Below are 25703 nucleotides of genomic sequence, written 5' to 3' on the forward strand. Positions count from 1 at the left end.
GGACGCCCGGTCCGGCCGCGGACCGGGCGGTGCCGGTGGGGGGCGGACCGGACGGCGTGGGCGGCGGCGCGTCACGGGGTGCCGGCCGCGGGAGTGCCGCCGGGCGGGGGGCCGCCCGTGGCGTCCGGCGTGACCGGGGGCCCGGACGGTGCCTGCGGCTCGGAGGGCGGGGTGGGCTGGGGCGTTCCCGGCGGCGGTTCGGGGGCGGGCGGGTCGTCCGGGGGCGGCGGTGGGACGGGGTCGCCTCCGGTCGCGGGTGCGGACGGGTCGTCGGGGGCGGGCGCGGACGGCTCGTCCGGTGCGGGTGCGTCGGGCTCCTGCGGCGCCGGTGGGTCCGCCGGCGCGGGCGGGTCCGGTTCGGCCGGTACCGGCTCGCCGGGTACGGGCGGTGTCGCTGGGGCGAGGAGCGGGCCGTCGGGCGTGGTGAGCAGGGGGACCAGCAGGGAGCCCGGGCCGACCGCCGTGCCGGCGTCGCCGGCTCCGCCGCGGTCCGGGTCGAGTACGCCGCTGGGTGTCCGGGGCCCGGCCTCCTGGTCCTGCCGCTGCGGCGCGGACGGGGCCGTGGAGTCCCCCGGCAGGGGCGGGAGCAGGGCGTCCGGTGCGAAGGGCGTCGCCCCCAGGAGACTCAGTCCCAGCACCGCCAGGTACGCGGCCGCCGTGCCGGCGACGGCGTATCCGGTGCGCCGGAGGACCCGCGCGCGCCTGCCGGTGGAGTCGACGAACACGGGGAGGCCCGGATCAGCCGACGCGCCGATCCCCGTTCGTCCGGAATCATCCTGACTCCGCATGATGCCAGCGTACGCCCGGACGGGACCGCCTACGCGGGCGATCCCGACGAGTAGCGCCGCAGCAGCGGGGACAGCACCAGCACGGACTTGGTCCGCTCGACGAACGGCTCGCCCGCGATGCGCTCCAGCACCCTCTCGAAGTGGCGCATGTCGGAGGCGAAGACCTGGGCGACCGCGTCGGCGTCGCCGGTGACGGTGGAGGCGGACACGACCTCCTGGTAGCGCTCCAGGCCCCGCTGGATGGTCTCCGGGGAGGTGTTGCCGCGGCAGTAGATCTCGACGAACCCCTCCGTCTCCCAGCCGAGGGCGGCGGGGTCCACCCGTACGGTGAATCCGGTGATGGCCCCGGTGGCTCGCAGCCGGTCCACCCGCCGTTTCACGGCGGGCGCGGAGAGGCCGATCATCTGGCCGATGTCCGCGTAGGAGCGGCGGGCGTCCTCGGCGAGGGCGTGCACGATGCGTTCGTCGAGATCGTTCAGCACTGCGGGTGGTTCACTTCGCTTCTGAGGGGGCCGGTGCGGCGGCGAGCCGGGAACGGCGGTAGCCGTACAGGAAGTAGAACACGAGCCCGACGGCCATCCAGACACCGAAGACCACCCAGGTGACGGTGGACAGGCTGCCCATCATCCACAGGCAGAACGCGAAGCCGACGGCGGGCAGCACCGGCGACAGCGGCACCCGGAAGCTGCGCGGCATCTCGGGGCGGGACCGGCGCAGCACCACGACGGCGACGTTGACCAGCGCGAAGGCGAACAGGGTGCCGATGCTGGTGGCGTCGGCGAGCTGACCGAGCGGAATGGCGGCGGCCAGCACACCGCAGAACAGGGAGACGATGAGGGTGTTGGTGCGGGGTGTGCCGGTCTTCGGGCTGACCTTGCCGAACGCCTTGGGCACGAGCCCGTCCCGGGACATGGCGAACAGGATGCGGGTCTGGCCGTAGAGCACCGTCAGGACGACACTCGCGATGGCGATGACGGCGCAGAACGCCAGCAGGGTGCCCCAGAAGGTCTGGCCGGTGACGTCGCTCATGATCTGCGCGAGCGAGGCCTCGGAGTCGGTGAACTGCTGCCAGGGCTTGGCGCCCACGGCGACGGCGGCGACCAGGACGTACAGCGCGGTGATGACGGCGAGGGACAGCAGGATCGCGCGGGGCAGGTCGCGCTGGGCGTTCCGGGCCTCCTCGCCGGCGGTGGAGGCGGCGTCGAATCCGATGTACGAGAAGAACAGCGTCGCCCCGGCGGCGCTGACGCCGGCCATGCCGAGCGGCATGAAGTCGTCGTAGTTGCCGGAGCGGAAGCCCTGGACGCCGATGGCGCAGAACAGCACCAGGGCGCCGATCTTCACGATCACCATGACGGTGTTGGCGCGGGCGGACTCGCGGGCGCCGCCCATCAGGAACGCCATGGCGAGCAGGACGACGACCAGTGCGGGCAGGTTGAAGATCCCGCCGTCGCCGGGCGGGGCGGACAGGGCGGCCGGGATGGTGACGCCGATGGTGCCGTCGAGGAGTTCGTTGAGGTACTCGCCCCAGCCGACGGCGACGGCGGCGACCGAGACGCCGTACTCCAGCATCAGGCACCAGCCGCAGACCCAGGCGATCAGTTCGCCCATCGTTGCGTACGCATACGAGTAGGAGGATCCGGAGACCGGGATGGTGCCGGCCAGCTCGGCGTAGGAGAGGGCCGAGAAGAGGGCCGTCAGACCGGCTATGACGAAGGACAGCGTGACGGCCGGCCCCGCCTTGGGGACGGCCTCGCCGAGGACGACGAAGATACCGGTGCCGAGGGTGGCACCGATGCTGATCATGGTCAGCTGCCACAGTCCGAGGGAGCGGCGCAGCGAGCCGCCCTCACCCCGGCCACCCTCGGCGACCAGGCGTTCCACCGGCTTGCGGCGCATGAGGCGTGCGCCGACGCCCGGGGACTGCGGGGCGGCGGGACCGCCGTCGTGCGGGGGTGCGCCTTGGTCGAGCACGCGCTGACTCCTTCGTCGCTGCCGGTGTTCCGCGGCAGGGACCGACGGCGTCCCGCGACAGCCGGGACCCGTCGAGCGGGCTCCCCGCCGCACCACGTACAGCGCGTAACCCTACGAGGTTCCCCGTTGCTCCTGAAATGCAGCAACCTTGCGCACTGCCGCAAGATCATTGCGTTCGCCGAGGTGAGGCGGGTGTTCGTTGCGCGGGCGCTGTGGGCCGTCGCACACCCGCCTCGGGCCCGGGGTGTGCGGTCAGTTCCAGCTGGCGTGCAGGGGCTTGCCCTCGGCGTATCCGGCGGCGCTCTGGATGCCCACGACGGCCTTCTCGGCGAACTCCTCCAGCGACGCGGCTCCCGCGTAGGTGCAGGAGGAGCGGACGCCCGCGATGATCGAGTCGATCAGGTCCTCCACCCCGGGGGAGACCGGGTCGAGGAACATGCGGGAGGTGGAGATGCCCTCCTCGAACAGTGCCTTGCGGGCCCGGTCGTAGGCGGACTCCTCGGAGGTGCGGTTGCGCACGGCACGCGCGGAGGCCATGCCGAAGGACTCCTTGTAGGGGCGGCCGTCGGCGTCGTGCTGGAGGTCGCCCGGGGACTCGTAGGTCCCGGCGAACCAGGAGCCGACCATCACGTTGGACGCGCCGGCCGCGAGCGCCATGGCCACGTCGCGGGGGTGGCGGACACCGCCGTCGGCCCACACGTGCTTGCCGTACTTCCTCGCCTCCGCGGCGCACTCCAGGACGGCGGAGAACTGGGGCCGGCCGACACCGGTCATCATGCGGGTGGTGCACATGGCGCCGGGACCCACGCCGACCTTGACGATGTCGGCGCCCGCCTCGATCAGGTCGCGGACGCCCTCGGCGGAGACGATGTTGCCCGCGACGACCGGCACCCGCGGGTCCAGGTCGCGCACCAGCTTGACGGCGCTGATCATCGACTCCTGGTGGCCGTGCGCCGTGTCGATGACGAGCGTGTCCACGCCCGCCCGGAGCAGCTGCTCGGCCTTGCCCGCCACGTCGCCGTTGATGCCGACGGCGGCGGCGATGCGGAGCCGGCCCCCCGCGTCGGTGGCCGGGGTGTAGAGCGTGGCGCGCAGGGCGCCCTTGCGGGTGAGGATGCCGGCCAGGCGGCCGTCCTTGTCGACGGCGGGCGCGTAGCGCCGGTTGGCGCCGTCGAGGGTGTTGAAGGCCTCGCGCGGGTCCATGTCCGCGTCGATGAGGATGAGGTCCTTCGACATGACCTCTTCGAGCTGGGTGAAGCGGTCCACGCCGGACAGGTCGGTGTCGGTGACCACGCCGACCGGCCGGTGCCCGTCGTCGACGACGACGCCGGCGTTGTGCGCGCGCTTGGGCAGCAGGGCGAGCGCGTCCGCGACGGTCTGGTGCGGGGCCAGCACGATGGGGGTGTCCAGGACCAGGTGGCGGCCCTTCACCCAGGAGACGACCTCGGTGACGACCTCGATCGGGATGTCCTGGGGTATGACCACGAGTCCGCCGCGCCGGGCCACGGTCTCGGCCATGCGGCGTCCGGCGATCGCGGTCATGTTGGCGACGACGAGCGGGATGGTGGTGCCCGTGCCGTCCGGGGAGCTGAGGTCCACGCCCTGCCGCGAGCCGACCGCGGAGCGGCTCGGCACCATGAAGACGTCGTCGTACGTCAGGTCGTACGCGGGCTGGATGTCGTTGAGGAAACGCACGTGCTGCACATCCCAGTCGATCAGAGGTGGCCCCCGGACAGGTCAGCCAGGGGGAAGAGCACGTACTTCATTGTCCCATGCCGATCCCGGCGTCCTCCCCGGTCGGATCATCCATGCTGGTCAGCGCCCTGATCGGAGGTTCCTCCAAGGGCGGGGGCCACGGTGGGGGAGGCGGTGCGGTCCGCGGCCCCGGCGCACACGTCCGTGGCGGTCGCCCACTCCCCGGGGCGGGCCGCCGCGTACGGCCGCCCGTCGCGCACGACGCTCAGCAGCCCCCACTCCACCGCGCCCTCGGGCCGTACGGTGTGGTCGGCGAGGCAGTCCACCAGGGCGTCCCCGGTGCGGCCGAACCAGTCGGGCCGTGCCTCGGCGGGCGGATCGGCCTCCTGGACGGTGGGCATGCCCGCCGGCCCGCGCGGGCACTGCGCCATGGCCACCGGCGGACGAGCAGCCGGCCGGCAGGACGAGCAGGAAGGCCGCGAGACGCGGGAGCAGGGCCCGTCTCAGCACCATGCGGCCGATGCCGCCAGGCCCGCTTCCGCGTCACCCGCCGTCAGGGCCGTCCGGGTCGGCGCGGTTGAGGGCGGAGCGCGGGGCCGGTCCCGCCGTCATGAGGTAGTCCGCGGCCGATGTGTCCGTCACCAGGCTGGTGACCAGGCCGGAGCGCAGAACGGCGTCGATCGCGGGGCCCTTGCGCTGCCCGCCCGCGATCGCGACGACCTCCGGGACGCGGCGCAACTGGTCCGTCTTGACCGTGATGCAGCGCTCTCCGAGGTCCCGGCCGACCCGACGGCCCTCGGCGTCGAAGAGGTGCGCGGACATCTCCGCGGCGACTCCGAGGGAGGCGTAGTGGGCCCGCTCCTCGTCGCTGAGCATGTCGTGCACGGTCGAGATGCCCGGCTCCCAGGAGCCGATGGAGACACAGGCGACCGTGACCTTGTCGAAGTACTCGAAGGCCCTCGCGATGCCCGTCTGGTGGCGCAGCGCCTGCGCGGTGGCCTCGTCGGGCAGCAGCATCGGCGCGTAGATGGGGTGGGCGTCGCCGCCCGACACCTGCGCGGCGCGCCGTACGGCCTCCACGGAACCGCGCTCGGCGGTCCCGGCGTCGTACACGCCCGTGAGCTGTACGACCGTGCAGGGCGGCAGCCGGTCCAAGGCCGCCGCCATGTGGATGGTGGACCGGCCCCAGGCCAGACCCAGCACATCCCCTTCGTTGACCAGCTCGCCGAGCAGGTCGGCGGCCACCTCTCCCAGGTTCTCGGGGTCGGGTGTCTCCTCGGCCTCGGCCGGGGACTCGACCACGACGGCGTGCCTGAGGCCGTAGCGGGCGCGGAGCGCGTCGGAGCGCTCGGCGTCCAGCTCGGCCGGCACGCGGATCTCGATCCGCACGAGATCCCGTTCGAGGGCGGTCTCCAGGACCCGGGCCACCTTGAAGCGGCTGACGCCGAACTCCTCGGCGATCTGGATCTTGGATTTGCCCTCGAGGTAGAAGCGGCGGGCCATGGCCGCCGCCTGCACCAGCTCAGCGGGTCCCATCCGCATGGCTGACCGGCCCGCCGACATACCCGACACGGCGATCTCCTCACTGCTGTTCACACTCTGGATTCGCCGTTCATCCTTGCAGATCCGGCGCGGTCGATCAGCCCTGCTGGGCGCCGTTCACGTATCTGACGCTCAGTGGTCGCATGCCCACGCGGCCTTGGCCGTCGCGGCCTCCGCCTGGTTGCGCAGTGCACGTACCGCCTCGGCCGGGTCCGACGCCCCGTACACGGCGGATCCCGCGACGAAGACGTCGGCGCCGGCGTCGGCGCACCGCTCGATGGTGGAGGCCGAGACTCCGCCGTCGACCTGGAGCCAGAGCTCCAGGCCGTGCCTGCTGATCAGCTCACGGGTGCGGCGGATCTTCGGCAGCATGATGTCGAGGAACGCCTGCCCACCGAAGCCGGGCTCAACCGTCATGATCAGCAGCATGTCGAGTTCGGGGAGCAGGTCCTCGTACGGCTCGATGGGGGTCGCGGGCTTGAGCGCCATGGACGCGCGGGCGCCCTTGGCCCTGATCTCGCGCGCGAGCCGCACGGGTGCGGCGGCGGCCTCGACGTGGAAGGTGACCGACCCGGCTCCGGCCTCCACGTACTGCGGGGCCCAGCGGTCGGGGGCATCGATCATCAGATGGCAGTCCAGCGGCGTGTCCGTGGCCCGGGCCAGCGACTCCACGACCGGCACGCCGAGCGTGAGGTTGGGGACGAAGTGGTTGTCCATCACGTCGACGTGGAGCCAGTCGGCTCCCTGGACCGCTTTCGCCTCGTCCGCGAGGCGGGCGAAGTCGGCGGACAGGATGCTGGGGTTGATCTGCGGGGCCATGCCCCAAGCCTGCCATGCCCCCCGGGGGTTGCGTGTGGCGGTTCCGTTGCCGGCGGCGGCGAGACCGTCCGTCCGCCCCTTCGTCCGGCTCCGGAGCCGCCCGGCCCCTCGCACAGCCCGTCCCCGCGTCCAGCGCGCTCACTGAGGGGAGACCGGTAAGCACCCCGGCGACCGCGAGCACCCGTCCACTTGATCTCGCTCCCGGCACCGGGGCACTGGCACAGGGCCCGGTTGCTCACCGGAGGCGGGTCCGCGCCGGGGCGGCGAGGGCCGCGCGGCGGGCGCCCCGGCTCGCCCCGCGTCCCCGGGCGGCGGCACGCCCCCCGAGGTTCCTCAGCGCTCCGCCCCGAGCGCCGACGCACGACGTGCTCCGTCCGGCCTGCCTCATCACGCGCCACGGGCGGCCGGTCCGCATGCCGGGGGCGTCCCCGGGCACGCGGGCCGCCGAGGTCAGCCGGTCCGGCGGATCAGGGCCAGGTACATCGCGTCGGTGCCGTGCACATGGGGCCAGAGCTGCACGTCGGGGCCCTCGCCGAGGTCCGGGACCCCGGGCAGCAGCGGGCGGGCGTCGATCAGCTCGGTGTCCGGGAACTGCTTGAGGAGGTCGGCGACCACCGCCCGGGTCTCGGCGAGGTGCGGCGAGCAGGTGGCGTAGCCGACGACACCGCCGACGCGCACGGACTCCAGGGCGGTGCGCAGCAGCCCGCGCTGGAGCGGCGCGAACCCCTCCAGGTCGTCCGGGCGGCGCCGCCAGCGCGCCTCGGGGCGGCGGCGCAGGGCGCCCAGCCCGGTGCACGGCACGTCGACCAGCACCCGGTCGAAGCTGCCGGGCCGCCACGGGGGGCGCGTCCCGTCGGCGGCGACCACCTGGTACGGGCCCGGGTTGCCGGCGAGCGCCCTGGCCACCAGCCCGGCCCGGTGCGGCTGCTTCTCCGAGGCCAGCAGCAGGGCGCCGCGCTCGGCGGCGAGCGCCCCGAGCAGCGCGGCCTTGCCGCCCGGACCGGCGCACCCGTCGAGCCACATCCGGTCACGGCCCTCGACGGGAGTGTTGGCCAGCGCGAGCGCCACGAGCTGGCTGCCCTCGTCCTGCACACCGGCCCGGCCCTCGGCGACCGCCGCGATGGCGCCCGGCTCGCCGCCCTCGGCCAGTCGCACCGCGTGGGGCGACCAGCGGCCGGGGACGGCGGCCTCCTCGTCGAGCAGTTCGGCGGTGGTCGCCCGGCCGGGACGGGCGACCAGGGTCACCTCCGGCCGCTCGTTGTCGGCCCGCAGCAGGTCCTCGATGCCGTCCCGCCCGCCGCCGAGGGAGTCCCACAGTGCGGAGACGACCCAGCGGGGGTGCGAGTGCACGACGGCGAGGTGCTCCTCCGGGTCCTCGTCGTAGGGCGGGGCGACCCGCTCCAGCCAGCCGTCGAGGTCGTCCTGCGCGATCTTGCGCAGCACGGCGTTGACGAACTTGGCGCGCCCGTCGCCGAGCACCACCCGGGCCAGTTCGACGGAGGCGGACACGGCGGCGTGCGTGGGGATCCGCGTCCCGAGCAACTGGTGCGCGCCGAGGCTCAGCACGTCCAGCACCGGCGGGTCCACCTCGCGCAGCGGCCGGTCGACGCAGGCCGCGATGACCGCGTCGTACGTGCCCTGCCGGCGCAGGGTGCCGTACACCAGCTCGGTGGCGAGGGCCGCGTCCCTCGCGTCGAAGTCGCCGTCCTCGCGCGCCTTGCGCAGCAGCGGGGGCAGGACGAGGTTGGCGTACGCGTCCCGCTCGTCCACGGCCCGCAGGGCCTCGAAGGCGAGGACGCGGACGGGGTCCTTCTTGGGCCGGCGGTAGGGCTTGGCGGGCCTGCGGGGCCGACGGGGCTGGTCACTCACGAAAAAGGTGCTCCGGATGTGGGGTGAAGTGCGCGCCCAAGCCTACGTCCTGGCTTCCCCGGAGGCGTCAGGCGCCGACGCTCTCCCCGGCTCCGATCCGCACCCCGCGCGCCCAGTCGGCCGCCCGCATCGGCTTCTTGCCCTGGGCCTGCACCCACAGCAGTTCCACGGCGTACGAGCCGGTCCCCACGTACACGGTGTTCTTGCCGGCGGACAGCTGCCCGGGCGCGAGACCGGTGACGTCCGGTACGGGGGCGGCCTGGACGATCTTGAGGCGTTCGCCGCGGAAGGTGGTCCAGGCGCCGGGTGCGGGGGTGCAGCCGCGCACCACCCGGTCGACGCGCAGCGCCGGGGTGTTCCAGTCGACGCGGGCGTCCTCCACGGTGACCTTGGGGGCGAGGCTGACGCCGTCGGCGGGCTGCGGTACGGCCTTCAGGGTGCCGTCCTCGATGCCGTCCATGGTCGCGGTGAGCAGTCCGGCGCCGGCGAAGGCGAGCCGGGTGAGCAGGTCGCCGCTGGTGTCGGTGGGGCGGATCTCCTCGGTGACGGTGCCGTAGACGGGCCCCGAGTCGAGGCCTTCCTCGATGAGGAAGGTCGCGGCGCCGGTGATCTCGTCGCCGGCCATGATGGCGTGCTGCACGGGTGCGGCGCCGCGCCAGGCGGGGAGCAGCGAGAAGTGCAGGTTGACCCAGCCCCGGGCCGGGATGGCGAGGGCGGCCCTGGGCAGGAGGGCGCCGTAGGCGACGACGGGGCAGCAGTCCGGCGCGATCTCCGTCAGCCGCTCCAGGAAGCCGGGGTCCCGGGGTCTGGCCGGCTTCAGCACCTCGATGCCGGCCTCCTCGGCCCGCTCGGCGACGGGCGAGGCGACCAGTCTGCGGCCACGCCCGGCGGGCGCGTCGGGCCGGGTGACGACGGCGGCCACCTCGTGCCGCCCGGAGGCGAGAAGAGCGTCCAGTGCGGGAACGGCTACCTCGGGGGTGCCGGCGAAGACGAGCTTCATGGGGTGCTGGGGGCCTCTCGGGCGGGGGCGGCTGGGGCAGCGCACCAGTCTATGACCCGGCACCGGGAACCCCGCCCGGGGACGGGGTTCCCGGTGCCGGGCGGGCGCCCCGTGCGGAGACGCCCGCTCCCGGCCTGCTGGAAACGGGCGGCGCGCGGGCGGGAGCACGTCCGCGGCCACCTGCGGGGACGCGCCCCCGCGGGGGCGTACGCATATGCCGCCGCGCCCCCACCCCGTGACCAGCGGAGCGCCCACGCGTTGGTCAAACAAGAGTTGACCACGGGCCCGCAGCGGGCTCATTCCTTTCAACGCCGGTTCGAGAGGCTTGTTCATGGCCGACCACGCAACCCACGACGCCCAGGCTCGGGCCAGCCTGCACTTGCTGGTGCGGGACATCGAGCGGGTCCGGCGGCAGGTGGACGCACTGCGCACGCTCACCGCCCAGCTGGGCAACGTCTACCGCCCGCGCCGCTCCGGTCCCTCCACGGGCTTCGTCGTCTACGGACGTGCCCCCGCACCGACGGTCCGTCTCGCCCAGGAGCTGCGGGACAGCGTCGAGACCCTGGTCACGGCGGCCGTCGACTTCGACCGCTCGCTCGGCTTCTCGTGGGACGCGGTGGGCTCCGCGCTCGGAGTCACCAAGCAGGCGGTGCACCGCCGCTACGGTGCCCGCCGGGCCGCCGACCGGACACCGGCCGTCCCCGCCACAGCCACCGCCGAGGCCGAGCGGACGCCGGAGTCGCCGGGCACCCGCACGGTCAATGTGGGCGCCGGCGTCACCTCCGTCCCGACGGTTCCCGCGGCGCGCGCCATGCCGACGCAGCCCACCGCCGGCAGCCCCGCCCTGCGCGAGGAGCCCCGGCCCACCGTCTTCCCCGCCCCGCGCAACGGCTGAACCGCCCCGTCTCCCCCGCCCTCCCGGACGCACCGCCTCCGGGAGGGCTTCAGTCTGTTCCGTAAAGTTCAGGCTCGGATACGAAGACGACCGATGCGCGCCACCTCTTCCGCGAGCGGGGGCACGCACGGTCCGCTCAGCCGATGTCGAGCGGGTCGATGCGCACCCACACCGGGTCGTTCCCGCCCCGGGCCATGCGCGCCGCCTGGGCGGCCTTCAGGGCCGCCGCCAGTGCGGCGCCGTGTCCGGGCGGCACCCGGACCAGTGCCCGGTCCCACCGCTCCCCCGGCGGCGGTGCGCCCGGGCGCCGTGGCCGGCCGGCCGGGGTGACCGGCAGCGGCACCGGGCCGAGGATCTCCGCCGGCGCCGGCAGGTCCACCGCGCGGAGGAAACCGGCCACCGCCTCGGCCGGCCCCGACACCGCCGCCATCCGCGACACCGGCGGGAAGCCCAGTTCGCCGCGCTCGGCCAGTTCCCGCACCGCGTGCCCGACCGGATCCCACCGCACCAGCGCCTGCACCGGCCGCAGCGTCGGCTCCGCCACCACCACCACCGTGCCGCCCTCCGGCTGCGGGCGGACCAGCGCCGCCGCGCCGATCCAGCGGCGCAACGCGTCCTCGTCGGAGCGCAGGTCGGGCCGGCCCAGCATCGCCCACCCGTCCAGCAGCAGCGCCGCCGCGTATCCGCCCTCGGCCACCGGTTCCGCGCCCGGCGTGCTCACCACCAGCGCGGGCGCCCCCGGCACCGTGTCCAGGACGTGCTCGCGTCCCGAGGTCCGCACCGGCACCGCGGGGAAGGCCCGGCCCAGCTCCTCCGCGGTCCGCCGCGCCCCCACCACCTGCGCCCGCAGCCGGAAGCCGCCGCACTCCGGGCAGTGCCAGCCGCTCTCCTCGCGGCCGCACCAACCGCACCGCAGGTCGCCGGAGTCCTGGGCCTCCAGCGGCCCGGAGCAGTGCCGGCAGCGCGCCGGGGTCCGGCAGTTCGCGCACGCCATCCGCGGCACGTACCCCCGCCGTGGGACCTGGACCAGCACCGGCCCGTGCCGCAGTCCCTCCCTGACGGCCTGCCAGGCGAGCGTCGGCAGCCGCGCCGCGCGGGCGGCCTCGTCGCGCGCCAGGTCCTGGTCCCCCACGGTCCGCATTAGCGGCGCGGCGGCCCGGACCCGCTCCCTCGTGGCGACCAGCGGACGCGCCCAGCCGGTGTCGACGAGCTGGGCGGCCTCCACGGTGCAGCTCCAGCCGCCCAGCAGGAAGCCGCACCCGTCCTGCGCGGCCCTCAGCTCCAGGACCTCACGGGCGTGCGGCTGCGGGGCGTGCTGCTCACTGTGGCTGTCGTCGCCGTCGTCCCAGACCGCGACCAGTCCGAGATCGCGTACCGGCGCGAACATCGCGGCCCGCGTCCCGATCACGGCCCGTACGGATCCCCGCCGGACCGCGAGCCACTGCGCGTAGCGCTTCTCCGGACCCGCGTCGGCGGTGAGGACCGCGTGCCGCCCCTCCCCCAGCAGCGCGGTGAGCGCGGCGTCGGCGCGGGCCACGGCCCGGCCGTCCGGCAGGACGGCCAGCGCGCCTCGTCCGGAGGCCAGGGTCGCCGCGACGGCCCGGGCCAGCTCCTCGCTCCACAGGGGGCCGGGCAGCGCGTTCCACACGGCGCGTGGGGCGCCTCCGGAGGCCAGTGCCGCCAGGAAGGCGGGCCCCTGCTCGTAACGCTCCCAGGAGCCGGGTACGGGCGCCTCGGGCGGAGGCAGCGGCGCGGGCGAGGCACGCCGCTCGGCGCGGGCGTTGCGCGGCGGCACGGCGAGCTGGAGGACGTCGGCGAGGCTGCCCGCGTAGCGGTCGGCGACCGCTCGGGCGAGACCCAGCAGCTCCTCGTCGAGCACCCGCTCGGGCGAGACGACCTGGGCCAGGGCGGCCAGGGGGCCCGAGTAGTCGGATGCGGCGAGCCGCTCGACGAGGAACCCGTCGATCAGTCCGCCGCCCTCGCGCCGGCCCTCGCGCACCCGGTGCCGCCCGGCACCGAACCGCACCCGCACCCGCACGCCCGGCTGGGCGTCGGCGTCCAGCTCCTCGGGCACGGCGTAGTCGAAGTAGCGGTCGAGGTGGAGCACCCCCTTGTCGACGAGTACACGGGCGACGGGCAGCTCCTTCGCCAGCGCGGCGCCGCGCCAGGTGCGCGGTTTGGCCCGGGGGGTCCTGGCCTGGCGCACGCTCTCCCGGATGAGCGCGAGCTGCTCGGGCGGCGCGCCCTCCGCACCGCCGTCCTGCCGTCCGTTCTCGCTGCTCACGCATGCATTCTTACCAAACACGACTGACAGCGGCGCCCGGCCCGGGGTGGGCCCGCGGGCGCGGAGGACGCACGACGGCGCCTGTGCCCCGGGCAGGCAGCCGCAGCCGTCGCTGGAGCGGTGCCGGACGCGCCGGGGCCCGGCACCCCTGGGAAGGGGCGCCGGGCCTCGGAGGAAGTGCGGGCGGGACCTACAGTCCCGCCGCCTCACGCAGGGCGTCCACGCGGTCGGTGCGCTCCCAGGTGAAGTCGGGCAGCTCACGGCCGAAGTGGCCGTAGGCGGCGGTCTGGGCGTAGATCGGGCGCAGCAGGTCCAGGTCGCGGATGATCGCGGCCGGGCGGAGGTCGAAGACCTCGTCGATGGCCCGCTCGATCTTCTCGGTCTCGACCTTGGCGGTGCCGAAGGTCTCCACGAACAGGCCGACCGGCTCGGCCTTGCCGATCGCGTAGGCCACCTGCACCTCGCAGCGCGCGGCCAGACCGGCCGCCACCACGTTCTTGGCGACCCAGCGCATCGCGTACGCGGCGGAGCGGTCCACCTTGGAGGGGTCCTTGCCGGAGAACGCGCCGCCGCCGTGGCGGGCCATGCCGCCGTAGGTGTCGATGATGATCTTGCGTCCGGTCAGGCCGGCGTCACCCATCGGACCGCCGATCTCGAACCGGCCGGTGGGGTTGACCAGCAGCCGGTACTGCTCGGTCTCAAGCTTGATGCCCTCGTCGAGGAGCGCCTTCAGCTCCGGCTCCACGACGAACTCGCGGATGTCGGGGGCGAGCAGCGACTCCAGGTCGATGTCCGAGGCGTGCTGGGAGGACACGACCACGGTGTCCAGGCGGACCGCCTTGTCGCCGTCGTACTCGATGGTGACCTGGGTCTTGCCGTCGGGGCGCAGGTAGGGGATGGTCCCGTTCTTGCGCACGTCGGACAGGCGCTTGGACAGGCGGTGGGCGAGGAAGACCGGCAGCGGCATCAGCGTCGGGGTCTCGTCCGTCGCGTAGCCGAACATCAGGCCCTGGTCGCCGGCGCCCTGCCGGTCCAGCTCGTCGTCGTCCCCCTCGACACGGGACTCGTACGCGGTGTCGACGCCCTGGGCGATGTCCGGGGACTGCGCGCCGATCGACACCGAGACGCCGCAGGAGGCGCCGTCGAAGCCCTTCTTCGAGGAGTCGTAGCCGATCTCCAGGATCTTGTTGCGCACCAGCGTCGCGATGTCCGCGTACGTCTTGGTGGTCACCTCTCCGGCCACGTGCACCAGGCCGGTGGTGATCAGGGTCTCGACGGCGACCCGGGAGGTCGGGTCCTCGCGGAGCAGTGCGTCGAGGATGGTGTCGCTGATCTGGTCAGCGATCTTGTCGGGGTGACCTTCGGTCACGGACTCCGAGGTGAACAGACGACGGGACACAACGCTCCCTGGGGTTGCAGCGGCTGCTGGCTGATCGTTGGCGAACGGCGGGGGCTGCACCCGACGCCGTCGATGGAACAGTTTATCGGTCGCGCTTCGCCACGGGTCCCCCTGTCTCGCCTCGCGAGAGCGCTGTGACCTGCGGCACGGGCATTCTCCCCGGGCGGGGCGATGTTCGCCAGAGGTACCACGCCCCGGTGTGGGGGGTTTCGGTGAGGCCGGAGACGATATCGACCACTCATCCGAGGCGTTCGGCGACCAGGTCCCAGACGGTTTCGGCCACGTTCTCCTTGGGGCCGTGCGGGACGGGGGTCTCGGTACCGTCGGCGCCCAGGACCACGGCCTCGCTGTCGTCCAGGCCGAAGGTCTTGCGCTCCCCCACCTCGTTCACCACCAGCAGGTCGCAGCCCTTGCGCTTCAGCTTGGCCCGGCCGTTGGCGAGGACGTCGTCGGTCTCGGCGGCGAAGCCCACGATCACCTGTCCGGACCGCACCCGGTCGCCGGAGATCTCCGCGAGGATGTCCGGATTCCGCACCAGGGTGACGGGCTCGGGTTCCTGGCCGTCCTTCTTCTTGATTTTTCCGGTGGCGTAGGCCGCCGGGCGGAAGTCGGCGACGGCCGCCGCCATGACGACCGCGTCCGCGCCCGGGGCGGCGCGCAGGACGGCCTCACGCATGTCCTCGGCGGTCCCGACGGCGACGACGTCGACCCCGGCGGGGTCGGGCAGGGCGGCGTTGGCCGAGATCAGCGTCACGCGGGCGCCCCGGGCGGCGGCGGTGCGGGCCAGGGCGTAGCCCTGCTTGCCGGAGGAGCGGTTGCCGAGGAAGCGGACGGGGTCGAGGGGCTCGCGGGTGCCTCCGGCGGTGACGACGACGTGCCGGCCGGCGAGGTCGGGCGCGGTGACACCGCGGGCCAGGACCCGGCGGCACACCTCGAAGATCTCGCCGGGGTCGGGGAGGCGGCCCTTGCCGGTGTCGGCGCCGGTGAGACGGCCGACGGCCGGTTCGATGACGACGGCGCCCCGGGCGCGCAGGGTCGCCACGTTGTCCCGGGTGGCCGGGTGCTCCCACATCTCGGTGTGCATGGCGGGGGCGAAGACCACCGGGCAGCGGGCGGTGAGCAGGGTGTTGGTGAGCAGGTCGTCGGCCAGGCCGTGGGCGGCCCTGGCGAGCGTGTCGGCCGTGGCCGGGGCGACGACCACCAGGTCGGCGTGCTGTCCGATGCGGACGTGCGGCACCTCGTGGACGTCGTCCCAGACCTCGGTGGAGACCGGGTGGCCGGAGAGCGCGGACCAGGTGGCGGCGCCGACGAAGTGCAGCGCGGAGGCGGTGGGCACGACCCGTACGTCGTGTCCCGACTCCGTCAGCCGCCGGAGCAGCTCACAGGCCTTGTACGCGGCGATGCCGCCGCTGACCCCCAGAACGACCTTGGGCTTGTCCACCGTCTCTCCCCGTACCTCGGAAAATGTGCGACCGCCACCATCAGACACCACAGGCCCGGCAGACGGGCCGCCGGGCCTGTGGAAAAGTCAGCTGCAAACCGCTGATACGACTGACTGACCGGTTACTGACCGGGGCCTTCGACGGCCTCGGAGGTCAGCAGTCCCGCGTTGATCTCGCGCAGGGCGATCGAGAGCGGCTTCTCGTGGACGTGGGTGTCGACGAGGGGGCCGACGTACTCGAGCAGGCCCTCGCCGAGCTGCGAGTAGTACGCGTTGATCTGGCGGGCCCGCTTGGCCGCGTAGATCACGAGGCTGTACTTCGAGTCCGTGGCCTCGAGGAGCTCGTCGATCGGCGGGTTGATGATGCCCTCGGGCGCGGAGATGGAAGAGGACACGCTCTACCTTCCGATGGATGGGAAAGATTCAGTCGATCCGACCGGTGAACGATTGCTCACGATCACACGACGTTCATCAAGGCTAGCAGCTCGCGCGCGACGTCCTGGACGGAGGTGTTGACCAGGCTGGTGTCGAACTCCGGTTCCGCGGCCAGTTCGGTCTTCGCGGCCGCGAGCCGGCGCTCGATGACCTCGGCCGACTCCGTGCCGCGGCCCGTGAGCCTGCGTACGAGCTCCTCCCAGGAGGGAGGAGCCAGGAACACCAGCTGCGCCTCGGCCATGGACTCGCGGACCTGCCGCGCGCCCTGGAGGTCGATCTCCAGCAGCACGGGCACACCCGCCTCCAGGTGCTCCAGCACCGCCGCGCGGGGCGTGCCGTAGCGGTTGCCCGCGAACTCGGCCCACTCCAGCAGCTCACCGTTGGCGATCAGCTTGTCCATCTCGTCGTCGCTGACGAAGAAGTAGTGGACGCCGTGCTGCTCACCGGGGCGGGGCTTGCGTGTCGTCGCCGAGACGGAGAGCCAGACCTCGGGGTGTTCCTTGCGCATATGAGCGACGACCGTGCTCTTGCCGACCCCTGAGGGGCCGGAGAGCACGGTCAGCCGCGGACGTACGTCCGGGGGTACGGGGGACGTCCCCCGGGGTGTTGCAGCCATGCGGCGATTATTCCAGCAATCCCGGAGTGTCCGGGACGCCGGTCCCGGACGGCCCGGTACTCAGGAGCCGGTGCTGCCGAACTCGCGCTCCAGGGAGGCGATCTGGTTGGACCCGAGACCACGCACGCGGCGGCTCTCGGAGATGCCCAGTCGCTCCATGATCTGCTTGGCGCGGACCTTGCCCACGCCCGGCAGGGACTCCAGCAGGGCGGAGACCTTCATCTTGCCGATGACGTCGTTCTCCTGGCCCTGCTTGATGACCTCGTGCAGGGAGGCGCCGGAGTGCTTGAGTCGATTCTTGACCTCGGCCCGCTCCCGGCGAGCCGCGGCGGCCTTTTCGAGCGCGGCTGCGCGCTGTTCAGGGGTAAGGGGCGGAAGAGCCACGCCTACGTCACCTCGGATGTCGAACTGTCGGATACGGACCGGTGAGGAACCTGGTCGCCCCACACCTGGGGAGTCACGGACGACGGCGTCGCCCGTTCACTCTCCGTCGGAGACTAGCGGCCAAGTCCGCCTGAGTCAGCGAGAACTGCGGAAAAGTCCTGGTCAGCCTCCGTCAGGCCGGACATTTAAGACAAATGGTTGCCGATGTGAGGATGTTTTCACAGCGCGACGACCACGGATTACCTCGTCGGCGGGTCTCAGGCCGCCGTCACGGCGGTCCTGATCTCCTCCGCGAACCGCTCGGCGGCGTCACGCAGAGCGACCACGTCGGGACCGTGGCGCAACACTCCCCGGCTGACGTTCGGCACGACGTTGCGCACCGCGCTCCCGAACACCGCCGGCAGGTCGGCCGCCGTGGCGCCCTGCGCGCCGATGCCGGGGGCGAGGATCGGACCGTTCACGTCCAGGTCGTACGAGGACAGGTCGCCGAGCGTCGCGCCGACCACCGCGCCGAAGGATCCCAGCGGCTCCTCGCCGGCGTTCTCCAGGGCCAGGTGTCCGAGCATGGTCGCGCCGATGGTGCGCCCGTCGGCGCGGACCGCGTGCTGCACCTCACCGCCCTCCGGGTTGGACGTCAGCGCCAGCACGAACAGTCCGGTTCCGCTCTCGCGGGCCAGGGCGACGGCCGGGCTCAGCGAGCCGTAGCCGAGGTACGGCGAGACGGTGAGCGCGTCGGAGAACAGGGGCGCGTCCCGGTGCAGGAAGGACTCGGCGTAGGCGGCCATGGTGGAGCCGATGTCACCGCGCTTGGCGTCCATGACGACCAGCGCCCCGGCGGCCCGCGCCTCCTGGACCGTCTTCTCCAGGACGGCGACCCCGCGCGAGCCGAAGCGCTCGAAGAAGGCGCTCTGCGGCTTGAGCACGGCGACCCGGCCGGCCACCGCCTCGACGACGGTGCGGCTGAACGTCTCCAGGCCCGACACGCTGTCGTCCAGACCCCACTCGGCCAGCAGGGAGGAGTGCGGGTCGATGCCCACGCACAGCGGGCCGCGCTCGTCCATGGCCCGGCGCAGACGCGCGCCGAAGGGTTCCAGACCTGTCATGCCGGTGTCCTCACGTCGGCGCCCACCGCGTCGGCGAGCGTGGCGTAGGGGCTGGTGCGCAGGCGCGCGGCGAGCCCCTTGTGCATGGCGCGCCCCCAGAGGGGGCCCTCGTAGACGAACGCGCTGTAGCCCTGGACCAGGGTGGCGCCGGCCAGGATGCGCTGCCAGGCGTCCTCGGCGTTCTCGATGCCGCCGACGCCGACCAGGGTGATCCGGTCGCCCACGCGGGCGTAGAGACGGCGCAGCACCTCCAGGGAGCGGGCCTTCAGGGGCGCGCCGGACAGGCCGCCGGTCTCCTTCACGGCCGCGGGGTCGGACGTCAGGCCGAGTCCCGCCCGGGCGATGGTGGTGTTGGTGGCGATGATGCCGTCCAGGCCGAGCTCCACGGCGAGGTCGGCGACGGCGTCGATGTCCTCGTCGGCGAGGTCGGGGGCGATCTTCACCAGGAGCGGCACCCGGCGGGCCGGGACGCCGCGGTCGGCGGCCTCGCGGACAGCGGTGAGCAGCGGCCGCAGATGCTCCACGGCCTGCAGGTCGCGCAGTCCGGGCGTGTTCGGGGAGGAGACGTTGACGACCAGGTAGTCGGCGTACGGGGCGAGCCGCTCGGCGGACTTCACGTAGTCGGCGACGGCCTCCTCCTCGGGAACCGCCTTGGTCTTGCCGATGTTGACGCCGACGACCGTCCTGAAGACGGGCGTACGGGAGGCCAGGCGCGCCGCCACGGCGAGGGAGCCGTCGTTGTTGAAGCCCATGCGGTTGATCAGGGCCCGGTCGGCGACCAGGCGGAACAGCCGCTTCCTGGGGTTGCCGGGCTGCGGTTCCCCGGTCACGGTGCCGATCTCGACATGGTCGAAGCCGAGCATCGCCAGGCCGTCGATGCCCACCGCGTTCTTGTCGAAGCCGGCGGCGAGGCCGAAGGGGCTGTGCAGGCGCAGTCCGAGCGCCTCGGTGCGCAGTTCCTCGTGGCGCGGGGCGAGCACCGCGGCGACGAAGGTGCGCAGCACGGGGACCCGCGCGACGCGGCGGATCCAGCGGAAGGCCAGCTGGTGGGCCCGCTCGGGGTCCATCCGCCGGAAGAGCAGGGTGAAGAGGATGGTGTACATGGTGTCTCCATGAAGAGGGGGACACCGTTTCCGGTGTCCCCCTGGGGGCTGCTGCTAGTCGCGGGCCGCGGTCAGATGTTCCGCGTGTTCCTGGAGCGAGCGGACTCCCACGTCCCCGCGGTTGAGCGCGTCGATGCCCTGGACGGCGGCGGCGAGCGCCTGGACCGTCGTCAGGCACGGCACGGACCGGGCCACGGCCGCCGTGCGGATCTCGTAGCCGTCGAGGCGGCCGCCGGTGCCGTACGGGGTGTTGACGATGAGGTCGACCTCGCCGTCGTGGATGAGCTGGACGATGGTCTTCTCGCCGTTCGGGCCGGTGCCCTCGTACTGCTTGCGCACGACGGTGGCCTTGATGCCGTTGCGCTTGAGGACCTCGGCGGTGCCGGAGGTGGCGAGCAGCTCGAAGCCGTGGGCCACCAGCTCCCGCGCGGGGAAGATCATCGAGCGCTTGTCGCGGTTGGCGACCGAGATGAAGGCGCGCCCCTTGGTGGGCAGCGGCCCGTAGGCGCCGGCCTGCGACTTGGCGTACGCCGTGCCGAAGAGGGAGTCGATGCCCATGACCTCGCCGGTGGAGCGCATCTCCGGGCCGAGCACCGTGTCGACGCCGCGGCCGTGGATGTCCCGGAAGCGGGACCACGGCAGCACGGCCTCCTTGACGGAGATCGGCGCGTCCAGCGGCAGGGTGCCGCCGTCGCCGGTGGCCGGGAGCAGGCCCTCGGCGCGCAGTTCGGCGATGGTGGCGCCCAGCGAGATCCGGGCGGCGGCCTTCGCCAGCGGCACCGCGGTCGCCTTGGAGGTGAACGGCACGGTGCGCGAGGCGCGCGGGTTGGCCTCCAGGACGTAGAGGATGTCACCGGACAGCGCGAACTGGATGTTGATCAGGCCGCGTACCCCGACTCCGCGTGCGATGCCCTCGGTGGAGGCGCGCAGCCGCTTGATGTCGAAGCCGCCGAGGGTGATCGGGGGCAGCGCGCACGCCGAGTCGCCGGAGTGGATGCCGGCCTCCTCGATGTGCTCCATGACACCGCCGAGGTACAGCTCCTCGCCGTCGTAGAGGGCGTCGACGTCGATCTCTATGGCGTCGTCGAGGAAGCGGTCGACGAGGACCGGCCGGGAGGGGCTGATCTCGGTCGACTCGGCGATGTACGACTCCAGCCGGGCCTCGTCGTAGACGATCTCCATGCCGCGGCCGCCGAGCACGTAGGACGGCCGGACCAGGACCGGGTAGCCGATCTCGTCGGCGATGGCCTTGGCCTCGGCGAAGGTGGTGGCGGTGCCGTGCTTGGGGGCGGGCAGGCCGGCCTCCTTGAGGACCTGGCCGAAGGCGCCGCGGTCCTCGGCGGCGTGGATGGCCTCCGGGGAGGTGCCGACGATCGGCACGCCGTTGTCCTTGAGTGCCTGCGACAGGCCGAGCGGGGTCTGGCCGCCGAGCTGGACGACGACGCCCGCGACCGGTCCGGCCTGCCGCTCGGCGTGGACGATCTCCAGGACGTCCTCCAGGGTGAGCGGCTCGAAGTAGAGCCGGTCGGAGGTGTCGTAGTCGGTGGAGACGGTCTCCGGGTTGCAGTTGACCATCACGGTCTCGTAGCCCGCGTCGCTCAGTGCGAAGGAGGCGTGGACGCAGGAGTAGTCGAACTCGATGCCCTGGCCGATGCGGTTGGGGCCGGAACCCAGGATGATCACCGCGGGCTTCTCGCGCGGGGCGACCTCGGTCTCCTCGTCGTAGGAGGAGTAGAAGTACGGCGTCCGCGCGGCGAACTCGGCGGCGCAGGTGTCGACGGTCTTGTAGACCGGCCGGATGCCCAGCGCGTGCCGGACCTCGCGGACGACGTCCTCGCGCAGGCCGCGGATCTCGGCGATCTGCTGGTCGGAGAAGCCGTGGCGCTTGGCCTCGGCGAGCAGTTCGCGGGTCAGCTCCGGGGCGGCGGCCAGGTCGTCGGCGATCTCCTTGAGGAGGAAGAGCTGGTCGACGAACCAGGGGTCGATCTTCGTGGCGTCGAAGACCTCCTCGGGGGTGGCACCCGCGCGGATGGCGCCCATGACGGCGTTGATGCGGCCGTCGGTCGGGCGGATCGCCTCGCGCAGCAGTTCCGTCTTGTCGCCGGGCTCGCCCACGAAGGTGAACTGGCTGCCCTTCTTCTCCAGGGAGCGCAGCGCCTTCTGGAAGGCCTCGGTGAAGTTGCGGCCGATGGCCATGGCCTCGCCGACCGACTTCATGGTGGTGGTGAGGGTGGAGTCGGCGCTGGGAAACTTCTCGAAGGCGAACCGCGGGGCCTTGACGACCACGTAGTCGAGCGTCGGCTCGAAGGAGGCCGGGGTCTCGCGCGTGATGTCGTTCGGGATCTCGTCGAGGGTGTAGCCGACGGCGAGCTTGGCGGCGATCTTGGCGATCGGGAAACCGGTCGCCTTGGAGGCGAGGGCGGAGGAGCGCGACACGCGCGGGTTCATCTCGATGACGATGACCCGGCCGTCCTCGGGGTTCACCGCGAACTGGATGTTGCAGCCACCGGTGTCGACGCCGACCTCGCGGATGACGGCGATGCCGATGTCCCGCAGGATCTGGTACTCGCGGTCGGTGAGCGTCATCGCCGGGGCGACGGTGATGGAGTCACCGGTGTGCACGCCCATGGGGTCGAAGTTCTCGATGGAGCAGACGACCACGACGTTGTCGTGCTTGTCGCGCATCAGCTCCAGCTCGTACTCCTTCCATCCGAGGATGGACTCCTCCAGGAGCACCTCGGTGGTGGGCGAGAGGGTGAGGCCCTGGCCGGCGATGCGGCGCAGCTCGTCCTCGTCGTGGGCGAAGCCGGAGCCGGCGCCGCCCATGGTGAAGGACGGGCGGACGACGACCGGGTAGCCGCCCAGCTCGTCGACGCCGGCGAGCACCTGGTCCATGGTGTGGCAGATGACCGAGCGGGCGGACTCGCCGTGCCCGATCTTGCCGCGGACGGCCTCGACGACGTCCTTGAACTGGTCGCGGTCCTCGCCCTTGTGGATCGCCTCGACGTTGGCGCCGATCAGCTCGACGCCGTACGAGTCGAGGACGCCGTTCTCGTGCAGGGAGATGGCGGTGTTCAGGGCCGTCTGGCCGCCCAGGGTGGGCAGCAGGGCGTCCGGCCGTTCCTTGGCGATGATCTTCTCGACGAACTCGGGGGTGATCGGCTCGACGTAGGTGGCGTCGGCGATCTCCGGGTCGGTCATGATCGTCGCCGGGTTGGAGTTCACCAGGACGACGCGCAGGCCCTCGGCCTTGAGGACACGGCACGCCTGGGTGCCGGAGTAGTCGAACTCGGCGGCCTGGCCGATGACGATCGGGCCGGAGCCGATGACCAGGACGGACTGGATATCGGTGCGCTTAGGCACGCTGGCCCTCCATCGGGACGGTGCTCATCAAAGAGGTGAAGCGGTCGAACAGGTAGGCGGCGTCGTGCGGGCCCGCTGCCGCTTCGGGGTGGTACTGGACGCTGAAGGCCGGCTTGTCGAGCAGCCGGAGGCCCTCCACCACGTTGTCGTTGAGGCAGACGTGGGAGACCTCGGCGCGGCCGTAGGGGGTGTTGGAGACCTTGTCGAGCGGGGCGTCGACGGCGAACCCGTGGTTGTGCGCGGTGACCTCGACCTTGCCGGTCGTACGGTCCTGCACCGGCTGGTTGATGCCGCGGTGGCCGTACTTCAGCTTGTAGGTGCCGAAGCCGAGCGCGCGGCCGAGGATCTGGTTGCCGAAGCAGATGCCGAACAGCGGGGTGCCGCGTTCCAGGACCGCCCGCATGAGGGAGACCGGGTGGTCGGCGGTGGCGGGGTCGCCGGGGCCGTTGGAGAAGAACACGCCGTCGGGGTTGACGGCGTAGACGTCGTCCACGGTCGCCGTGGCCGGCAGGACGTGCACCTCGATGCCCCGCTCGGCCATGCGCTGCGGGGTCATGCCCTTGATGCCGAGGTCGATGGCGGCGACGGTGAACTTCTTCTCGCCGATCGCGGGGACGACGTAGGGCTCGGTGGTGGCGACCTCGGCGGAGAGGTCGGCGCCCTCCATCTCGGGGGCTTCCCTGACCCGGGCGAGCAGGGCCGCGTCGTCGCGCACCGCGTCGCCGCTGAAGATGCCCACCCGCATGGCACCGCGCTCGCGCAGGTGGCGGGTGAGGGCGCGGGTGTCGATGCCGCAGATGCCGACGACGCCCTGGGCGGCCAGCTCCTGGTCCAGCGAGCGCGTCGAGCGCCAGTTGGACGGCACGCGCGCGGGGTCGCGCACGACGTAGCCGGAGACCCAGATCTTCCTGGACTCCATGTCCTCGTCGTTGACGCCCGTGTTGCCCACGTGCGGGGCGGTCATCACGACGACCTGGCGGTGGTAGGACGGGTCGGTGAGGGTCTCCTGGTAGCCGGTCATGCCGGTGGAGAACACCGCTTCGCCGAAGGTCTCCCCCACTGCCCCGTAGGCGCGGCCGCGGAAGATCCGGCCGTCCTCCAGGACGAGTACGGCGGGAACCTTGGCGGTTCCCCTGGTGGAGGTTGTCATCGTGCGCCTTCCGTCTTGTTGATCATGTGGTTGAGGGCCTCGACCCATGCGTTGTGCTCGGCGGCGTGGTCGGAGCGGAAGCCGGAGTCGATCAGCCGCTCGCCGTGCGCCCAGGTGACGACCAGCAGGCCGCCCTCGGTGAGGACCTTGCCGGCGATGCCCTTGTCGAGCCGGGCCTCGCGCAGCGCGTCCGCCGGGACGAAGAAGTCGTCCGCCCCGGGGCGTACGACGTCCAGTCCGGCGTCGGTGAGCGTCAGCTCGGCACGGCTGCGGGTGCCCAGACCGCGCGCCACGATGCGGTCGAGCCACTGTCCGGCGGTGGTGGAGCCGTGGTAGCGGCCGCTCATGCTCAGTTTCGCCGGGCCCGGCTCGTCCGGCGCGCTGTGCAGCTCCGGCAGGTCGCCCTGGAGGGTGCCCCGCCACCGCCATCCTTCGCGCATCAGCCAGTACACGAGCGCCACGAAGAGGGCGAGTCCGACGACCCAGCCGATCCGGGCGGCCCAGTCGGTCACTTCCGCCGATTCCTTCTCGGCGGCCAGCAGGATGAGAGGAGTCACGTGAGCTTCCCGTCGACGAGCGTGGCCTTGCCCCGGAGCCAGGTGTGCGTGACACGGCCCGGCAGCTCACGGCCCTCGTAGGGGGTGTTGCGGCTGCGCGAGGCGAAGCCCGCGGGGTCCACGGCACCACGGTATGCCGTGTCGAGGAGGGTGAGGTTGGCGGGCTCACCTGCCGAGACGGGACGTCCGTGGCCCTCGGCCCGTCCGATGCGCGCCGGCGTGAAGGACATGCGGTCGGCGACGCCCGCCCAGTCCAGCAGGCCCGTGTCCACCATCGTCTCCTGGACCACCGACAGGGCGGTCTCCAGACCGACCATGCCCATGGCGGCCGCGGCCCACTCGCAGTCCTTGTCCTCGTGGGGGTGCGGGGCGTGGTCGGTGGCGACGATGTCGATCGTCCCGTCGGCGAGCGCCTGGCGCAGCGCCAGCACGTCCCGCTCGGTGCGCAGCGGCGGGTTGACCTTGTAGACCGGGTTGTAGGTGCGGACCAGCTCGTCGGTGAGGAGGAGGTGGTGCGGGGTGACCTCGGCGGTGACGTCGATGCCGCGGGACTTGGCCCAGCGGACGATCTCGACGCTGCCGGCCGTGGACAGGTGGCAGATGTGGACGCGGGAGCCGACGTGTTCGGCGAGCAGCACGTCCCGGGCGATGATCGACTCCTCGGCGACGGCGGGCCAGCCGCCGAGGCCGAGTTCGGCGGAGACGATGCCCTCGTTCATCTCGGCGCCCTCGGTCAGCCGCGGCTCCTGCGCGTGCTGGGCGACGACCCCGCCGAAGGCCTTCACGTACTCCAGCGCGCGGCGCATGATCACGGCGTCGTGGACGCACTTGCCGTCGTCGGAGAAGACGGTGACGCCGGCCGCGGACTCGTGCATGGCGCCCAGTTCGGCGAGCTTCTTGCCCTCCAGGCCGACGGTGACGGCGCCGATGGGCTGCACGTCGCAGTAGCCGGATTCCTGGCCGAGCCGCCAGACCTGCTCGACGACGCCGGCGGTGTCGGCGACCGGGAAGGTGTTGGCCATGGCGAAGACGCTGGTGTAGCCGCCGCTCGCCGCCGCCCGGGTGCCGGTCAGAACCGTCTCGGAGTCCTCGCGGCCGGGCTCGCGGAGGTGGGTGTGCAGATCGACCAGGCCCGGCAGGAGGACCTTGCCGGCGGCCTCGACGACCTCGGCGCCCTCGGCCGTCAGCCCGGTGCCGACCTGGGTGATGGTCTCACCGTCGATCAGGACGTCCTGCGGCTCGCCGCCGAGCACCTTCGCACCACGGATCAGGATCTTGCTCATCGT

22 protein-coding genes are annotated in these 25703 nt (G+C 72.8%); 1 reads left to right on the forward strand and 21 read right to left on the reverse strand.

The window, feature by feature from the left end:
- Positions 1-71 precede the first annotated feature (71 nt).
- The 9 genes from IE172_RS27700 to fmt form a co-directional block, all read right to left on the reverse strand.
- Entirely contained in the window at positions 72-788 is a 717-nt protein-coding gene (locus IE172_RS27700) for a hypothetical protein (protein ID WP_190100053.1), read from the reverse strand.
- Between the two features lie 29 nt (positions 789-817).
- Entirely contained in the window at positions 818-1270 is a 453-nt protein-coding gene (locus IE172_RS27705; protein ID WP_190100054.1) for an Lrp/AsnC family transcriptional regulator, read from the reverse strand.
- A 10-nt stretch (positions 1271-1280) separates the two neighbouring features.
- Positions 1281-2762 (reverse strand): amino acid permease, encoded by a 1482-nt coding sequence (locus IE172_RS27710; protein ID WP_190100055.1) that lies wholly within the window; start codon positions 2760-2762, stop codon positions 1281-1283.
- Positions 2763-3014: 252 nt separating this feature from the next.
- Positions 3015-4457: a GuaB1 family IMP dehydrogenase-related protein gene (locus IE172_RS27715; protein ID WP_190100152.1), complete on the reverse strand. Its 1443-nt coding sequence runs from the start codon at positions 4455-4457 to the stop codon at positions 3015-3017.
- Between the two features lie 107 nt (positions 4458-4564).
- The gene (locus IE172_RS27720) at positions 4565-4858 is read right to left on the reverse strand and encodes a barstar family protein (protein WP_229886490.1); all 294 of its coding nucleotides are present in this window, start codon (positions 4856-4858) and stop codon (positions 4565-4567) included.
- 142 nt (positions 4859-5000) lie between these two features.
- On the reverse strand, positions 5001-6053 hold the full coding sequence (locus IE172_RS27725; protein ID WP_190100056.1) for a sugar-binding transcriptional regulator: 1053 nt from the start codon (positions 6051-6053) through the stop codon (positions 5001-5003).
- A 78-nt stretch (positions 6054-6131) separates the two neighbouring features.
- Positions 6132-6818 (reverse strand): ribulose-phosphate 3-epimerase, encoded by a 687-nt coding sequence (rpe, locus tag IE172_RS27730; RefSeq protein WP_190100057.1) that lies wholly within the window; start codon positions 6816-6818, stop codon positions 6132-6134.
- Positions 6819-7268: 450 nt separating this feature from the next.
- Complete coding sequence (locus tag IE172_RS27735) at positions 7269-8687, reverse strand: RsmB/NOP family class I SAM-dependent RNA methyltransferase (protein WP_190100058.1); 1419 nt, start codon at positions 8685-8687, stop codon at positions 7269-7271.
- Positions 8688-8754: 67 nt separating this feature from the next.
- Positions 8755-9687, reverse strand: a complete 933-nt coding sequence (gene fmt, locus IE172_RS27740) for a methionyl-tRNA formyltransferase (RefSeq protein ID WP_190100059.1) — start codon at positions 9685-9687, stop codon at positions 8755-8757.
- 331 nt (positions 9688-10018) lie between these two features.
- Between fmt and IE172_RS27745 the strand changes: the two genes are divergently transcribed.
- Positions 10019-10582, forward strand: a complete 564-nt coding sequence (locus IE172_RS27745; RefSeq protein ID WP_190100060.1) for a hypothetical protein — start codon at positions 10019-10021, stop codon at positions 10580-10582.
- Between the two features lie 136 nt (positions 10583-10718).
- On the opposite strand, the gene IE172_RS27750 is transcribed toward IE172_RS27745, so the two are convergent.
- The 12 genes from IE172_RS27750 to IE172_RS27805 all read right to left on the reverse strand — a co-directional run bounded on the left by IE172_RS27750 (position 10719) and on the right by IE172_RS27805 (position 25700).
- Entirely contained in the window at positions 10719-12866 is a 2148-nt protein-coding gene (locus IE172_RS27750; RefSeq protein ID WP_190100061.1) for a primosomal protein N', read from the reverse strand.
- A 190-nt stretch (positions 12867-13056) separates the two neighbouring features.
- Positions 13057-14265: a methionine adenosyltransferase gene (gene metK, locus IE172_RS27755; protein ID WP_190100062.1), complete on the reverse strand. Its 1209-nt coding sequence runs from the start codon at positions 14263-14265 to the stop codon at positions 13057-13059.
- A 238-nt stretch (positions 14266-14503) separates the two neighbouring features.
- Positions 14504-15706, reverse strand: a complete 1203-nt coding sequence (coaBC, locus tag IE172_RS27760) for a bifunctional phosphopantothenoylcysteine decarboxylase/phosphopantothenate--cysteine ligase CoaBC (RefSeq protein ID WP_190100063.1) — start codon at positions 15704-15706, stop codon at positions 14504-14506.
- Positions 15707-15828: 122 nt separating this feature from the next.
- Positions 15829-16101, reverse strand: a complete 273-nt coding sequence (gene rpoZ, locus IE172_RS27765) for a DNA-directed RNA polymerase subunit omega (protein ID WP_004933985.1) — start codon at positions 16099-16101, stop codon at positions 15829-15831.
- 62 nt (positions 16102-16163) lie between these two features.
- A complete protein-coding gene (gmk, locus tag IE172_RS27770; RefSeq protein WP_190100064.1) occupies positions 16164-16757 on the reverse strand; it encodes a guanylate kinase in 594 nt (197 codons plus the stop codon).
- A 60-nt stretch (positions 16758-16817) separates the two neighbouring features.
- Positions 16818-17141: an integration host factor gene (locus IE172_RS27775; RefSeq protein WP_003977346.1), complete on the reverse strand. Its 324-nt coding sequence runs from the start codon at positions 17139-17141 to the stop codon at positions 16818-16820.
- A 257-nt stretch (positions 17142-17398) separates the two neighbouring features.
- Positions 17399-18244, reverse strand: coding sequence for an orotidine-5'-phosphate decarboxylase (gene pyrF / locus IE172_RS27780; protein WP_190100065.1), 846 nt, complete (start codon positions 18242-18244; stop codon positions 17399-17401).
- Positions 18241-19347, reverse strand: a complete 1107-nt coding sequence (locus tag IE172_RS27785; RefSeq protein ID WP_190100066.1) for a quinone-dependent dihydroorotate dehydrogenase — start codon at positions 19345-19347, stop codon at positions 18241-18243. Before IE172_RS27785 ends, pyrF begins: the two co-directional genes overlap by 4 nt.
- A 54-nt stretch (positions 19348-19401) precedes the next feature.
- Positions 19402-22710 carry a carbamoyl-phosphate synthase large subunit gene (carB, locus tag IE172_RS27790; RefSeq protein WP_190100067.1) on the reverse strand — a complete coding sequence of 1103 codons (3309 nt, stop codon included), beginning with the start codon at positions 22708-22710 and terminating at the stop codon, positions 19402-19404.
- Positions 22703-23860 carry a glutamine-hydrolyzing carbamoyl-phosphate synthase small subunit gene (gene carA, locus IE172_RS27795; RefSeq protein ID WP_190100068.1) on the reverse strand — a complete coding sequence of 386 codons (1158 nt, stop codon included), beginning with the start codon at positions 23858-23860 and terminating at the stop codon, positions 22703-22705. The genes carB and carA overlap by 8 nt, the downstream gene beginning before the upstream one ends.
- A complete protein-coding gene (locus tag IE172_RS27800; RefSeq protein WP_190100069.1) occupies positions 23857-24417 on the reverse strand; it encodes a PH-like domain-containing protein in 561 nt (186 codons plus the stop codon). Before IE172_RS27800 ends, carA begins: the two co-directional genes overlap by 4 nt.
- Positions 24414-25700 (reverse strand): dihydroorotase, encoded by a 1287-nt coding sequence (locus IE172_RS27805; protein WP_190100070.1) that lies wholly within the window; start codon positions 25698-25700, stop codon positions 24414-24416. Before IE172_RS27805 ends, IE172_RS27800 begins: the two co-directional genes overlap by 4 nt.
- Positions 25701-25703: the final 3 nt, after the last annotated feature.

Source organism: Streptomyces griseoflavus (genome assembly GCF_014649995.1).
Lineage (GTDB): Bacteria > Actinomycetota > Actinomycetes > Streptomycetales > Streptomycetaceae > Streptomyces > Streptomyces griseoflavus.